The sequence below is a fragment of the Streptomyces barringtoniae genome, from assembly GCF_020819595.1.
Taxonomy (GTDB): Bacteria; Actinomycetota; Actinomycetes; order Streptomycetales; family Streptomycetaceae; genus Streptomyces; species Streptomyces barringtoniae.
In genome coordinates, this window is sequence record NZ_JAJHNP010000002.1 from 294,397 (window position 1) to 308,620 (window position 14,224).

General features: G+C 71.4%; 8 protein-coding genes and 1 pseudogene. 4 read left to right on the top strand and 5 right to left on the bottom strand.

Annotated features, from left to right (window positions below; genetic code table 11):
• The first annotated feature begins 140 nt into the window (after positions 1–140).
• Positions 141–1,631 carry an FUSC family protein gene (locus LMU33_RS03710; RefSeq protein ID WP_228617307.1) on the top strand — a complete coding sequence of 497 codons (1,491 nt, stop codon included), beginning with the start codon at positions 141–143 and terminating at the stop codon, positions 1,629–1,631.
• An 895-nt stretch (positions 1,632–2,526) separates the two neighbouring features.
• The gene (locus tag LMU33_RS03715) at positions 2,527–3,564 is read left to right on the top strand and encodes a lactonase family protein (protein ID WP_228617309.1); all 1,038 of its coding nucleotides are present in this window, start codon (positions 2,527–2,529) and stop codon (positions 3,562–3,564) included.
• A gap of 161 nt (positions 3,565–3,725) precedes the next feature.
• On the opposite strand, the gene LMU33_RS03720 is transcribed toward LMU33_RS03715, so the two are convergent.
• From LMU33_RS03720 to LMU33_RS03730, 3 genes and pseudogenes are all read right to left on the bottom strand, one after another.
• Complete coding sequence (locus tag LMU33_RS03720) at positions 3,726–4,652, bottom strand: sirohydrochlorin chelatase (protein ID WP_228617311.1); 927 nt, start codon at positions 4,650–4,652, stop codon at positions 3,726–3,728.
• A gap of 176 nt (positions 4,653–4,828) precedes the next feature.
• Complete coding sequence (locus LMU33_RS03725) at positions 4,829–5,803, bottom strand: N-acetylglucosamine kinase (RefSeq protein ID WP_228617312.1); 975 nt, start codon at positions 5,801–5,803, stop codon at positions 4,829–4,831.
• Positions 5,800–6,261, bottom strand: a pseudogene (locus LMU33_RS03730) (uracil-DNA glycosylase); the annotation flags it as partial. The gene LMU33_RS03725 and the pseudogene LMU33_RS03730, both read right to left, overlap by 4 nt.
• A gap of 234 nt (positions 6,262–6,495) precedes the next feature.
• Here LMU33_RS03730 and LMU33_RS03735 point away from each other — a divergent pair.
• Positions 6,496–7,173, top strand: a complete 678-nt coding sequence (locus LMU33_RS03735) for a uracil-DNA glycosylase (protein ID WP_228617314.1) — start codon at positions 6,496–6,498, stop codon at positions 7,171–7,173.
• A 799-nt stretch (positions 7,174–7,972) separates the two neighbouring features.
• Here LMU33_RS03735 and LMU33_RS03740 read toward each other — a convergent pair.
• Positions 7,973–9,406: an endo-1,4-beta-xylanase gene (locus LMU33_RS03740; RefSeq protein WP_228617316.1), complete on the bottom strand. Its 1,434-nt coding sequence runs from the start codon at positions 9,404–9,406 to the stop codon at positions 7,973–7,975.
• 1,122 nt (positions 9,407–10,528) lie between these two features.
• Between LMU33_RS03740 and LMU33_RS03745 the strand changes: the two genes are divergently transcribed.
• Positions 10,529–11,953: a non-reducing end alpha-L-arabinofuranosidase family hydrolase gene (locus tag LMU33_RS03745; RefSeq protein ID WP_228617318.1), complete on the top strand. Its 1,425-nt coding sequence runs from the start codon at positions 10,529–10,531 to the stop codon at positions 11,951–11,953.
• Positions 11,954–12,851: 898 nt separating this feature from the next.
• Here LMU33_RS03745 and LMU33_RS03750 read toward each other — a convergent pair.
• Positions 12,852–13,937: a WD40/YVTN/BNR-like repeat-containing protein gene (locus tag LMU33_RS03750; RefSeq protein WP_228617319.1), complete on the bottom strand. Its 1,086-nt coding sequence runs from the start codon at positions 13,935–13,937 to the stop codon at positions 12,852–12,854.
• Between the last annotated feature and the right edge of the window lie 287 nt (positions 13,938–14,224).

Genomic DNA, 14,224 nt, shown 5'->3' on the forward strand with positions numbered 1-14,224 from the left:
TCCAGCGATTCGGGTCCCGCTTGAGCCAGTGACCCCGGTGATGCTCTCATGGACACGTCGATGGCGCTGCGGAGACCCGTGGCGCCTTTTCTGTGCCGGTGTTCCGTCCGGTTTCCATCGGTTTCCTTGGGAGGGCAGCAGTGCTGAAGAGGATGTTCGTGGCTCCGGACCCGGGGCGGGCGCGGTTGCGCTTCGCCGCGCGGGCCGTCCTCGGCATCGGCCTCGCGGTCGTCGTCTGCTTCCTCGCCGGTCAGTCCGTCATCGGCGCGGTCACCGGCGGCCTCGCGGCCCTCCTCGCCCTGTTCACCGTCACCGACCCGACCGCGCGCGGGCAGGCGGTCACCACCGCCCTGCTGCCCGCCGTGGGCCTGCCGGTGCTCGCCGCCGCTGCCGAGCTGCACGCCGTGCCCGTCGCCCGCGACCTCGTCTTCCTGGCCGTCGTCGGCGCCGGGGTGTACGCGCGCCGCTGGGGTCCGCGCGGGCACAGCCTCGGCGTGTTCGCGTTCATGACCTTCTTCGTGGCCCAGTTCCTGCACGCCACCCCGGCGCAGCTGCCCGAGCTGTACGCCGCCGTCCTGCTGTCCGTCCTCAGCGCGGCCGTGGTGCGCTTCGGCGTGTGGTGCTACGAGCGCCGGCTGCCCCCGGCCGTCGTAGCCGCCCCGCCCGCCGGGCGCGGACTGGCCCGGGTGACCACGCGGCAGGCCGTCCAGGCGACCGCCGGCGCCGGATTCGCGCTGGTCGTCGGCCAGCTGGTGTCGGGGCAGCGCTGGTACTGGGCCGTCGGCGCCACCTGGTGGATCTTCGTCAACACCGCCTCGCGTGGCGAGACCCTGGTACGCGGCTTCCGCCGGGTCCTCGGCACGGTCATCGGCATCTGCCTGGGCTTCCTCGTCGCCGTTCCCGTGGGCGGCGCGCCGGTCCCGACGGCCGTGCTGGTCGCCGTCGCCGTCTTCGGCATCTTCTACACGGCCGCCGTCTCCTACACCTGGATGATGCTCTGCGTGACCCTGCTCGCCGAACTGCTCTACGGCTTCCTCGGCGTCCTGAGCCCCGGTCTGCTCGCGCTGCGCCTCGCCGAGACCGGTGTGGGCGCGCTCGGAGCCGCGCTCGCCGTGCTGTTCGTCCTGCCGGTCACCACCCACGCCATCACGGACGCCTGGATCCAGCGCGCCCTGCGCTGCGTCCACGCCTGTACGGCCGAGGCCGCGGCTCGCCTCGCCGGCTCCACGACCGCCGACCCGGCGCCCCGCGTCGCCGAACTGGAGCAGCTGCTCGGCCGGGTCCGGCTGGCCGTGGCCCCGCTGGTACACCCGCTGAACCCGATGCCGGTCCGCAAACGGCGCGCCCGCCGGGTCCTCGCGCTCCTCGACGACTGCGCCCGCGAGGTACGTGGCCTGGTGGCGGTCGCCGCCGACCCCGAGGCCTCGCACGACGCCCGTCTGGCCGCGGCCTGCTGGCGCGTGGAGTCGGCCGTCGAGGCGCTCACCGAGGGCCGGCCGGAGTCCGTCCGCAGCCCCGCCGAGCCGCCCGCCGAGCCCGCCCTGGCCCACCTGCACGGCCTGGAACGCGCCCTCGCCGACCTGGCCGAGCCCCTGCGGGCCCCGACGGGGTCGCGGCTGGTGGGAGCCTGAGCCGGCCACGGCTGTGGCGCCGCCGATGACGTGGGCTGAGCGGGGAGGTCGGGTTGCGGCCGGCGGGGCCGGAACCCGGCGCATCGAGGATGCGGCGATATCGCGAGGGACGGACACAGGCCGCGCGGGCCATGGACGCGGGCCGGGAGGCACGGACGCGGGCGAGCAAGGCGCGGACATGGCCCCCGCGGTCACAGGTGGGCCCACAAGGCATGGACGCGGGCCCGATGCGGTGGCACCAGGCCGGGCGGTGACGACACACCGCCGATGGGCACGCACGGCTCCGCGGCCGGCAGGCGGACCGCACGGGAACGGCAATGACACGGCCCATGTGGAAAAGAACCGCCGACAACCCCCGGGGCCATGGACGCGGGCCGGGAGGCACGGACGCGGGCGCGCAAGGCGCGGACATGGCCCCCGCGGTCACAGGTGGGCCCACAAGGCATGGACACGGGCCCGATGCGGTGGCACCAGGCCGGGCGGTGACGACACACCGCCGATGGGCACGCACGGCTCCGCGGCCGGCAGGCGGACCGCACGGGAACGGCAATGACACGGCCCATGTGGAAAAGAACCGCCGACAACCCCCGGGGCCATGGACGCGGGCCGGGAGGCACGGACGCGGGCGCGCAAGGCGCGGACATGGCCCCCGCGGTCACAGGTGGGCCCACAAGGCATGGACACGGGCCCGATGCGGTGGCACCAGGCCGGGCGGTGACGACACACCGCCGATGGGCACGCACGGCTCCGCGGCCGGCAGGCGGACCGCACGGGAACGGCAATGACACGGCCCATGTGGAAAAGAACCGCCGACAACCCCCGGCGCTTGGTCTAGACCGGCCATGATCGGCTGCTACCGTCGGCCCCGGACGGGCTCGACCGAAAGGGGACAGCGGTGGCACACGACGGCAGGCCCGGCAGGTGCCGGGCCTTCATCGGCTCGTTCACGGCAGCGGGCGGCCCCGGGCTCGTGACCGCCGCGGTCGCGCCGGAGGGCGGCCGCCTCCTGCTCGGCACCGCGGTGAACGACTTACCCGACCCCTCCTACCTGCTCCTGTCGCCGGACGGGGCCACGCTGTACACCGTCAGCGAGACGGCCGAGGGCACCGTCGCCGCCTACCGGGTCGAAGGCGACCGGCCGGAACTCGCCGGGCCGCCCGTGCGCGTCGACGGCAGCGGACCGACCCACCTCGGCCTGTACGCCGGGCATGTGCTGACCGCGAACTACGGCTGCGGCAGCATCACCGCCGTACCCGTGCGTCCGGACGGCGCTCTCGCCGCCAAGCCCTCCGGGCGGCTCCAGCACACCGGCTCCGGCCCGCACGACCGGCGCCAGCGCGGTCCGCACGCCCACCAGGTGCAGCCCGACCCGACCGGCAGATGGGCCGTCAGCGTCGACCTCGGCACGGACTCGGTGCGGATCTGCACCCTCGAGGACGGCGTTCCCGCCCTGCACCGCGAGTTCGCCCTGCGCCCCGGCTCCGGCCCCCGCCATCTGGCCTTCCATCCGGACGGCGCGCACGCCTACGTCGTCAACGAACTCACCCCCACGGTGACCGTGTGCCGCTGGGACGCCGAGGCCGGCTCCCTCAAGCCGCTGGCCGAGGTCCCCGTGCTGCCCGGCGCCCCGGCCGGCGACGCCTATCCGTCCGGGATCGTGGTCTCGCCCGACGGCCGTTTCGTGTGGACCGCGACCCGCGGCGAGGACGTCCTGTCCATCCTCGCCGTCGAGGGCGAGGAGCTCCGGCTGATCGGCACGGCGCCCTGCGGCGGGCACTGGCCGCGGGCGCTCGCCGAGCACGACGGCTTCCTCTACGCCGCCAACGAGCGCTCCGGCGACGTGGCGTGGTTCGCCGTGGACGAGGTGACGGGGCTGCCCTGCTACGAGGGCTCCGTGCGGGTCCCCGCGGCCTCCTGCGTCGTTTTCGGCTGAGCAGCTGAGCAGCTGAGCAGCTGAGCAGCTGAGTGGCTGAGCAGCTGAGTGGCTGAGCACCCGCGAGAACTGGGTGTCCGGCACGGCGAGGGCCCGCTCCCGGGCGGGGGAGCGGGCCCTGTGTCATACGGGTGCCGAGGAGGGTCGGCTGTCGGCGCAGGTCAGCGGACCGGCATGCCCTGCGGCTGCTGCGGGGCGATGCCCAGCGTCGTCGTGTACTTGGCGAGGGCGAGCTTGCCGATCGCCGGGTACGCGCCGAGCGCCTCGGCCGTGGCGCAGCCCGCCTCCTCGGCGGCCGCCGCCAGCAGCGCCGGGTCGATCTCCGGGCCGATCAGGTACGGCGCCAGGGCCAGCTGCTGCGAGCCCGAGGAACGCAGCTGCTCGGCGACGGAGGAGATCGAGCCCTCCTGGTCCAGGGCCGCCGCCATCACCGGCACGGCGAGGCGCGCGGCGAGCAGCATGCCGGTGATCCCGGCCGCCTGCACGGCCTCCTCGCCGCCCACGGACGCCAGGATGATGCCGTCGGCGGCGGTGGCCACGGTGAACAGGCGCGCCCGGTCGGCGCGGGCCAGCCCGGCCTCCGACAGCCGCACGTGCAGTGCCTCGGCGAGCAGCGGGTGCGGGCCGAGCACGTCGGTCAGATCGGCGGCGACCCGGCTGTCCATCACGGACTGGCGGATCTGCCGCATCAGGGAGCTGTCGGGACCGGCCAGCAGCGGGACGACGACGGCGACCGGGCCGTCGGGCTCCTTGACCCCTTCGACCCCGGCGGCGACGGCCTGCTCGTAACGGGCCGTGCGCTCCTCGGCCGCGCGCACCAGAACGGACCGCAGCGTGGGGAACTCGGCGTCGTCCCCGTCCAGGTACCCGATCCGGGCGTCCAGGCCGGGCAGCTCGGAGCGGGCGATGCTCACGACCTCCTCGGCGAGCGCGCGCGTGGCGGCGCTGGGCGCACCGGGCACCGCAAGGGCGAGCGCGGGCGCACCCTCGGGAGCCACCAGCGGTTCCGGCCGGCGGTGCCGTCCGGGCTGGCGGGGTCGCGGCATTCGTACTGGCAGGCCGGACTCGGGCCCAGTGGGGGTGCTCATGGCGCCGCATGTTACTGGCTTCCGGGGCTACTCCGTTCGGGGAGGGTGCAGGTGAGCGGTATCCGTCCGGTTTTGTCTGATGAGTTACGGGCGGCCGACACGTGTTGCGGGCACGTGCCGGGAACATGGGCTGACAAAGTGACCACAAGGGGGAACAATCAGCTTTTGGCGGAGACTCAGCCGCCCTGCGCGGGGACCACGTAGAGCATGGTCGGTTCACCCGGCAGGGTGAGCCCACCGGCCGCGAGGTCGCCCGCGATCCGTACCGAGCCGTACAGGGGGTCGCCCTCGGCCGGCACCTGCCGGGCGTGCGGCAGCCTGCTCGCCAACTCCTCCCGCAGGGGCGTGAGCAGTGGCTCGCCCAGCCGGAACAGCCCGCCCGTGAGCGCCACTCGAGGCTCCCCGTCCGCCGGGCACACGGCCGCGACGGACTCGGCCATGTGCCGGGCCGCGGCGCGCAGGATGCCCGCGGCGACCGGGTCGTGCGCGGCGCACGTGGCCACCCGGGGGGCGAAGGAGGCCAGTACGGCGGGCCGGTCGGAGCGCGGGTAGAGCTGCCCCGGCAGTCCGCGCACCGGGCCGAACTGCTCCTGCGCGCAGGCCAGCAGCGGTGCGGAGCCGCCGTCCCGGCCGTCGTGGGCGCGCAGCGCCGCCTCCAGGCCGGCCCGCCCGATCCAGGCGCCGCTGCCGCAGTCGCCGAGCAGATGGCCCCAGCCGTCGGCCCGGCGCCAGGCCGTGAGGTCGGTGCCGACCGCGATCAGCCCGGTACCGGCGGCGAGGACCGCGCCCGGACGTGGGCCGAGGGCGCCGACGAAGGCGGTGACGGCGTCGGCGGCGAGCGCCACGTGCCGTACCCCCAGTTCCCGGGCCAGGGCGCCCGGCAGTTCGGCACGCAGGGCGTCGCCCAGGGTGGCGAACCCGGCGGCGCCGACGACGGCCGTGTCCAGCCCCTCCACTGCGGCCTCCGCTGCGCACGCGCGGGCCAGCGGGACGAGTTGGGCCATCAGATGGGCGGGATCGATGCCCCGCCCACCGGTGCGGACCGGCTCCCGCGACTCCCGCTGTGCGGCGGGCGCCCGGCCCGGCGTGCCTACGGCGACCCGGAGACCGGAGCCTCCGGAGTCCACCGCCAGATAACCGGGGACGGTCACGGCAGCCGCCAGTCCACCGGCTGTCCGCCCTGCTGGATCAGCAGGTCGTTGGCCCGGCTGAACGGGCGCGAGCCGAAGAAGCCGCGGCCGGCCGAGATCGGTGAGGGATGCGCGGACTCCACCGCCGGCAGACTGCCCAGCGGCGGACGCAGATCGCGGGCGTCCCGGCCCCACAGGACGGACACCAGCGGCTTGCCGTGCGCCGACAGAGACCGGATCGCCTGTTCGGTGACCTTCTCCCAGCCCTTGGCGCGGTGGGCGCCCGGGCGCCGCGGAGCCGTGGTCAGCGCCCTGTTGAGCAGCAGCACGCCCTGCTCGGTCCAGGGAGTGAGGTCACCGTTGGACGGCTGCAGCCCCAGGTCGGTGTTCGGCTCGCGGAAGATTTTGACCAGGTTCGGCGGCAGCGGGCGTACCTCGGGCGCGACCGAGAACGACAGGCCCACCGCGTGTGCCGAAGTTCCGAGATCCGGGTATCGGCGACGAGAGGCTGGCAAGGCGCGACGACCATGACGGAGTGGCCTGATCACTGGATGCAAGGGGCTCCCCTCCTTCCCGGTGACCGGCTGCGCGATCTGCTGGACCGGCTCGATGACCTTGACGAGGAGGAAGAGTAGCGCCGGGGACGGCGTCTGCGCGTGAGGGGCTTCTGGGTTTGTGCGAGACCCCGGTGTGTGCAAGTAGGGTGACGCGCTGTGGCACCACGACCCTTGCATGAACTTGTTGAAGCAGGCTGGGCGAAGGCCCTTGAGCCTGCAGCCGAACGTATCGCTGCGATGGGGGACTTCCTCCGGGCCGAGATAGCGGCCGGCCGGACCTACCTGCCGTCCGGGGCGAATGTCCTGAGGGCCTTCCAGCAGCCGTTCGATGATGTTCGCGTCCTGATTGTCGGCCAGGATCCCTATCCCACGCCGGGGATGGCCATCGGGTTGAGTTTCGCGGTCTCGCCGGAGGTGCGTTCGCTGCCGGGCAGTCTGGAGAACATCTTCCGGGAGATGCACACCGACCTGGGGCTGCCCAGGCCGTCGAACGGCGATCTGACGCCGTGGACGCAGCAGGGTGTGCTGTTGCTCAACAGGGCGTTGACGACAGCCCCGCGCAAGCCGGGTGCGCACCGCGGGCAGGGCTGGGAGGAGGTCACCGAGCAGGCGATCCGTGCGCTGGCCGCGCGGGGTAAACCTCTGGTGTCCGTCCTGTGGGGGCGTGACGCGCGCAATCTGCGCCCGCTGCTGGGGGATCTCCCTGCGATCGAGTCCGCCCACCCGTCACCGATGTCGGCGGATCGCGGTTTCTTCGGCTCGCGCCCGTTCAGCCGGGCCAACGACCTGCTGATCCAGCAGGGCGCGCAGCCGGTGGACTGGCGCCTGCCGTAAGCCGTGGTGCGTGTGACGGCTCGGAGGACGGTGGCCCTTTACCCGAGGTGCAGGGCTCTCGTCGGGCGTGGGGCACGACTCCGGCTTGAGCACGCCTCCGACTTGAGTCAGAGCCTTCGCCCGCCGTGTCTCAGAAGGGCCGTCGACGTGCTCTCGATGACGTCGCACGTGGAGTGCGTGGCTATTCTTGAGCCCGCAGCAAAGGGCGTCTGACCTGCTGTTCTTCTGGTTTCCCAGGTTGCGTGCGGGTCGTGCCGACATGTTTCCGTAGGTCCACCGCGTGGAGCATGATGCAGGTTCCTGCCGCATGTCTCACCTGCGGTTTCGCAGCGGGGCGCGGGTCGAGAACGCTTAGCCTCAACTCCGTGAGGGCCGGGTTCGGCAAATGTCTTGCCGCTCGTTCGACGCTGATTCTGACGGAACGTGACGGTGTTGTCCCGGATCAGACAGCGCGGGTCAATCGCCGGCTGGCACGTCCTGTCGGGGAAAGGCGACGCGCACCCGCACTCTGGGATGGCGGCAGCCGAGTGCGAGCCGGTGTCCGAAGCGAGCGAGGGCGGATCCCCGGGTGAGCTGGTTGCCGCAGTCTGCTCAGCCCTGAGCAGGACGGACTCTCGGCCACGGTGTTCGCCCTCGCCGCCTCGGCGGGCGCCGGATGCACCGCGGCGAGCATCCCGATCGCGAGGTCGCCGCCACCACGGCGGCGACCTGGGACCGTCAACGATGTCCTTGCGGAGGGGCGGGAGAAGCCGCACCGTGGGCTGTCACGGCTTCACCCCTTCGTTTGTGGCAGGCCCCCTCAGGTACGGGTCCAGCGTTGGTTGTTGCCGTTCGAGCAGGAGTAGAGCTGGATCAGGGTGCCGTTGGCGGTGCCGCCCGAGACGGCGTCGAGGCAGAGGCCGGACTGGACGCCGACGATGGATCCGTCGGAGTTGAGGCGCCATTTCTGGTTGTCGCCGCCCCAGCAGCTGTAGATCTGGACTTTGGAACCGTTGCCTGTGCCGGCGGCGTCAAGGCATTTGTTGCCGTAGACCCTGAGCTCGCCGGCGTCGGTGTACGTCCACTGCTGGTTGGTGCCGCTGTGGCAGTCCCACAGCTGGAGCTGTGTGCCGTCGGTGGTGCCGGCTCCGGGCACGTCCAGGCAACGGCCCGAACCGACGCCCTTGATCTGTCCGCCATCCGCAGGGGGCGTCGTGGAGCCGCCGCCGTTGAGTGCGTTGAGGACGGCGGTGTAGGCAGGCTTCTTGCTGCCGTCGCCGTTGAACAGCAGCGGCGTGTCCCCCGATCGCCAGGAGTCGGTGTCGCGCACACCCCAGACGGTGATGCCGAGGCAGCGCGGGACGGCCAGGCAGTCGTTGGTCACGTTGGCGTAGGTCGAGGCCGAGGCGCCCTGTATGTCGAGTTCGGTGATGGCCACGTCGACGCCGAGGGCGGCGAAATTCTGCAGGGTGGTGCGGAAGTTGCTGTTGTAGGGGCTGCCGCTGTTGAAGTGCGACTGGAACCCGACGCAGTCGATCGGCACGCCGCGCTGCTTGAAGTCCCGGACCATGGCGTACACGGCCTGGGTCTTGGCCCAGGTCCAGTTCTCGATGTTGTAGTCGTTGTAGCAGAGCTTGGCCGCCGGGTCGGCGGCGCGCGCGGTGCGGAAGGCGACCTCGATCCAGTCGTTGCCCGTGCGTTGCAGGTTGGAGTCCCGCCGACCTCCCGAATTGCCGTCGGCGAAGGCCTCGTTCACGACGTCCCACTGGGCGATCTTGCCCTTGTAGTGGCCCATGACGCCGTTGATGTGGTCGATCATCGCTTGGCGCAGTGAGCTGCCGCTGAGGCTCTGCATCCAGCCGGGCTGCTGGGCGTACCAGGCCAGTGTGTGGCCACGCACCCGCTTGCCGTTCTGCACCGCCCAGTTGTAGACGCGGTCGCCGGCGCTGAAGTTGAACTGGCCCCGCTGTGGTTCGGTGGCGTCGATCTTCATCTCGTTCTCGGCCGTCACCATGTTGAACTCACGGCTTGCGATCGTCGTGTACGCCGAGTCGCCCAGCCTGCCGGAGGCGATGGCGGTGCCGAAGTAGCGGCCGCTCTGTGCCGCCGCGGCGCCAAGCGTGTTCTCGGCGGCGTGTGCGGTCGGCGGTGCGGCCAGTGCGGTGACCGCACCGAGGACGCCGACGACCAGCGTCAGCAGCAGGCTGCGGATCTTCCGGCGGGTAACGGATCTGGGAAGGGCATACGAGCCCATGACTGTGCCTCCGAGGTAGAAATCGCTGATCGACTGAAGCGCAGGGGATTGCGTCGTCCGGCCCCGGCCGGCAGACGGACGGGGCAGGTCGGAGCCCGGGCAGGACGGAATCACCGGACACCGCAGTCATTGGGGCCGGGATGACGCCAACGGCACGGGCGCCGCACCCGGTCGGCCGTCGGGCGACGTACGGCGGGCGGCGGGCGGCGGGCGGCGGGCGGCGGGCGGCGGGCGGCGGGCGGCGGGCGTGTTCCACGTCTCGACACAGGCATGGGGTACTCCAGCGCGGCTCAGCCGGGGGACCGTCACACGGCGTCGCATGCCTCTCCAACTGCGGGAAGAGCCAGGATGCGCTGGTGCGAACCTCACCGGAACGGAACGGGGTGGCGCAGGTGATGTGGTGCGCGGGTCTGCCGTGCAGCTGGTCGCTGACCTGCCGTGCAACATGGATTGCCCAGGCCGATACAGCCCGGAATCTCGAACCAGGGCCGCTTTCTCAGACAGGGATGATTGAGGTGTGACCGTGGATCGTCAATACTTCCGGCCGAAGTAATTTCCGATTGTTGGACGAAACTTTCGGTCAACCGGTAAGCGGACGGCGGCCCCGGTGCTGGCGTCGGCGGCGTGCGGATTTCGTTGTCAGGGACGCTGGAGGCAGGGTCGACCGAGTGTCGACACCGTCCGCACATCGCTCCCTTCTGGGGTCAAGTCGCTTATGAGCCAGCCATTTGACGGTATGGCGTGCGCTGGTCGGCGCGTGGTGGTGCGAATGTTTCGGCGTTTGAGGCGATACATGCGAGAGGTGTTGACGGCGTTCACCGGTTCTCTATCATCGGGTTGCTCGATGGTTCGACCTTTGTTCGATATAACGAACACTTCGGGCCGCTCGATCGCACAGTAAGGCCAGGCCGGGCAGCACCCGCCTGAAGTCGGAATCGCAAGGGCCATGCCGCATGTGTATGTAGCGGATGCAATTGTCACGGTTTCATATGTCATGGACTCATCAACTGCCCCAGTCCGCCGTGGTGCTCGCGGACTGCTGCACAGCGCACCCCGCCTACAGTCCGGCCAGCCTCTGACGAGGCCAACCGGAACCGCCTACTCAGGGTCTAGGGAGTATCCATGCGCAGAGGAAGTTCCAGCCGCAGGCATCCGTCAGTGGTGCTCGCCGCCGTGGTTGCGGCCCTGGCCGCGTTGGCGGCGATGCTCGTCGCCGCCCCGGCTCAGGCGGCTTCCAGCGGCGCCTTGCGCGGTGTTGGTTCCGGCCGGTGTCTCGATGTGCCGGGCGCCAGCCAGACCGACGGCACGTATCTGCAGATCTATGACTGCTGGGGCGGGACCAACCAGCAGTGGACGTTGACGGACAGCAACCAGCTCACCGTGTACGGCAACAAGTGCCTGGATGTTCCGGGCCACGCCACCGCGGCCGGTACCCGGGTGCAGATCTGGACCTGCTCCGGCGGTGCGAACCAGCAGTGGCGGGTGAACTCCGACGGCACTGTCGTCGGCGTGGAGTCCGGGCTGTGCCTGGAGGTTACGGGCTCCGGTACGGCCAACGGCACAGCGGCGCAGATCTGGACGTGCAACGGGGGCAGCAACCAGAAGTGGACCGGCCTGTCCGGGACGACCCCGCCGGGGGACGGCACGTGTTCTCTGCCGTCGGCGTACCGGTGGACGTCGACGGGTGCGCTGGCGCAGCCGGCGAACGGGTGGGTCTCGCTGAAGGACTTCACCAACGTGACGTACAACGGCAAGCACCTGGTCTACGCGTCGAACGTGTCGGGGTCGTCGTACGGCTCGATGATGTTCAGGCCCTTCACGAACTGGTCGGACATGGCGTCGGCCGGCCAGACCGGGATGAGCCAGTCCGCGGTGGCGCCCACGCTGTTCTACTTCGCACCCAAGAAGATCTGGGTGCTGGCGTACCAGTGGGGTGCATGGCCCTTCGTCTACCGCACGTCGAGCGACCCCACCAACCCGGGCGGCTGGTCCGCGCCGCAGCCGCTGTTCACCGGCAGCATCCCCGGGGCCGCCCCGATCGACCAGACCTTGATCGCCGACGACCAGAACATCTACCTGTTCTTCGCCGGCGACAACGGCAAGATCTACCGGGCGAGCATGCCGATCGGGAACTTCCCGGGCAGCTTCGGCTCGTCCTACACGACGGTCATGAGCGACACGGTGAAGAACCTGTTCGAGGCGCCGCAGGTCTACAAGGTCCAGGGCCAGAACCAGTACCTCATGATCGTCGAGGCGCGGGGTGCGAATGAGCAGCGCTACTTCCGCTCCTTCACGGCCTCCAGCCTGAACGGTTCGTGGACCCCGCAGGCCGCCACCGAGAGCAACCCCTTCGCCGGCAAGGCCAACAGCGGCGCCACCTGGACCAACGACATCAGCCACGGTGACCTGGTCCGCAACAACCCCGACCAGACCATGACCATCGACCCCTGCAACCTGCAGTTCCTCTACCAGGGCAAGTCCCCCACCGCGAGCGGCCCCTACGACCAACTGCCCTGGCGGCCGGCTGTCCTCACCCTGCAGCGCTGAACCGGCCTGTGTACGTCGCCGACGGCCGGCCTCACCCAGATCGGGCCGGCCGTCGCCTTTGCCACCATGAAGCAGCGCCGGGGAAGCCGATGAACCGCTGACGAGCGCCGAGCCGGACACGGTGCTCTGCTGGAAGCTCTATGCGTTGACTCCAGCCGCCGGTCCGGGCTGGTGTTGAGCATGCCACCCGCCGCCGTGCTCCGTCTCCACCCATGAGCTGTCGAGGAACGGGCTGGGCCTGCCGTGCCAGAAGACGCCACGCTGCCGCGTGCCCGAGTCGCGGCCGCGAAGAGCAGGTCCGAGCAGCGGGTCCTCATGTCCATGGCCCGGATCGTCCATGTCGCGGCACATGGCCCCCGTGCCGTTCCCGGGCGTATGCGGGCACCCAGCTGGCTCCACGTCGTCGAGCGCGTGCTCGACCTCGATGCGCTGCTTCCCCGAGCATTCGCGGCGTGCGCGCCGTGGACTCCGGCGGGCGGTGGAGTGCCGCAGGAGCATCGACCGACTTCCCCGAACGGCAATCGCGCGCGGCGGGCGACGGCACGGTCGGTCGGCATCACCGCCAACCGAGCAAGCACTGCCTGTACACCGGCGCTTCGCCCTCCTGACGGAAGGCGCGACCGCTCGGTTTCCCCCGGTACCACCAAGTGCACTGCCGGGTTTCCTTGCCGTCCCCCGTTGGCCGGTCCGCGAGGTGTGGGCGGCGACTCCGCGGTCGTCGAGGCCGTCCTGGTAAGAGGCAGGCTGCGAGGGCTGCCCACAGGTGCGGCCGGGGGAGTGCGCCGGCGGGGAAGCCGGGGGCGAGACGCCGGCGACCTGGTTTGCGACCGGGCGGAGTGCCTCGGCTGCCTGGGTAGCGATCCGGCGGCGACGCCCCCTGCGGCCCGCCCCGCCCGTGTCAGCCGATCACCGCCGCCCGCACGCACAGCACGTCCGGCAGATGCGACGCCAGCTGCTGCCAGCTGTCTCCGTCGTCGGCCGAGGCGAACACCTCGCCGTTGCGGTTGCCGAAGTAGACACCCGCCGGGTCGGCGTCGTCAGTGCACAGGGCGTCCCGCAGCACCGTGCCGTAGTGGTCCTCCTCCGGCAGACCCTTGGACAGTGGCTCCCAGGTCCGGCCCGCGTCCGCGGTGCGGAAGACCCGGCAGCGGTGCTCGGCGGGCACCCGGTCCGCGTCGGCGTTGATCGGGAACACGTACGCCGTGTCGGCCCGGCGCGGATGGGTGGCCACCGCGAAGCCGAACGTGGACGGCAGATCCGCGCCGATGTCGGTCCAGTGCGCGCCCGCGTCGTCGCTTCTGTACACCCCCCAGTGGTTCTGCAGATACAGCCGGTCCGGGTCGCCCGCGTCCTTGGCGATCTTGTGCACGCACTGGCCGAACTCCGGGTTCGGGTCCGGCAGGAAGACCGCGGACACGCCGGAGTTGGACGGCGCCCAGCTCGCACCGCCGTCGGCGGAGCGGAACACCCCGGCCGTGGAGACGGCCACGGTCACCGCACGGGGATCGCGGGCGTCGGTGACCACGGTGTGCAGGCCCTCACCGCCGCCGCCCGGGACCCACCGTGAGCGCGTCGGATGCTCCCACAGCGGCCGGACCAACTCGAAGCTCTCGCCGCGGTCCTCCGAGCGGTACAGCGCCGCCGGTTCCGTGCCCGCGTACACCACGCCGGGCTCCGCGGCGGCCGGGTGCAGCTGCCAGACGCGCTCCAGGGAGGCGCCGGTGTCCTGGGGGAACTTGACGGCCGGCTGCGGCGGTTCGGTCCAGGTGCGGCCGAGGTCGTCGGAGTGGAAGACCGACGGGCCCCAGTGCGCGCTGTCGCCGCCCGCCAGCAGCCGCGGCCGGTCCTCCCGGGTGTCGATCGCGACCGAGTAGACCGCCTGCGCGTTGAAATACGGACTGTCGTCGAACTCCCAGGTGCCGCCCCTGCGCCGCCCGATGAACAGGCCTTTGCGGGTGCCCACCGCCAGCAGTACCTCGGTCATGCCGATCACCTCCGGGACGCCTTCGTCCAGGTAGTCGTGAGACAGCTAGTCGTCGGATATCGGCCAGTGTGCACCCCACCACTGACAGTCTCCCCAGGTGTGCACGTTTCCGCAGGTCACTGCGGTGTCGTCGGCCTGTGACGGAGATCGGCCAGGGCCCGTTGCGGTATGCGCCTGCGCGAGAGGGGCGTCTCGTGCGACCGTCGGGGAGACGGCTCGTCGTGAGCAACGGAGCGATCTCCCGCGTATGGGAGGGCGGTCCGGCCGGTCGGTGCGCTCGTGAGGAG

Excerpts from the sequence above, each read along its gene's own strand:
- LMU33_RS03750 (WP_228617319.1), bottom strand. The coding sequence starts at position 13,937 with ATGACCGAGGTACTGCTGGCGGTGGGCACCCGCAAAGGCCTGTTCATC.
- LMU33_RS03745 (WP_228617318.1), top strand. The coding sequence starts at position 10,529 with ATGCGCAGAGGAAGTTCCAGCCGCAGGCATCCGTCAGTGGTGCTCGCC.
- LMU33_RS03740 (WP_228617316.1), bottom strand. The coding sequence starts at position 9,406 with ATGGGCTCGTATGCCCTTCCCAGATCCGTTACCCGCCGGAAGATCCGC.
- LMU33_RS03720 (WP_228617311.1), bottom strand. The coding sequence starts at position 4,652 with ATGAGCACCCCCACTGGGCCCGAGTCCGGCCTGCCAGTACGAATGCCG.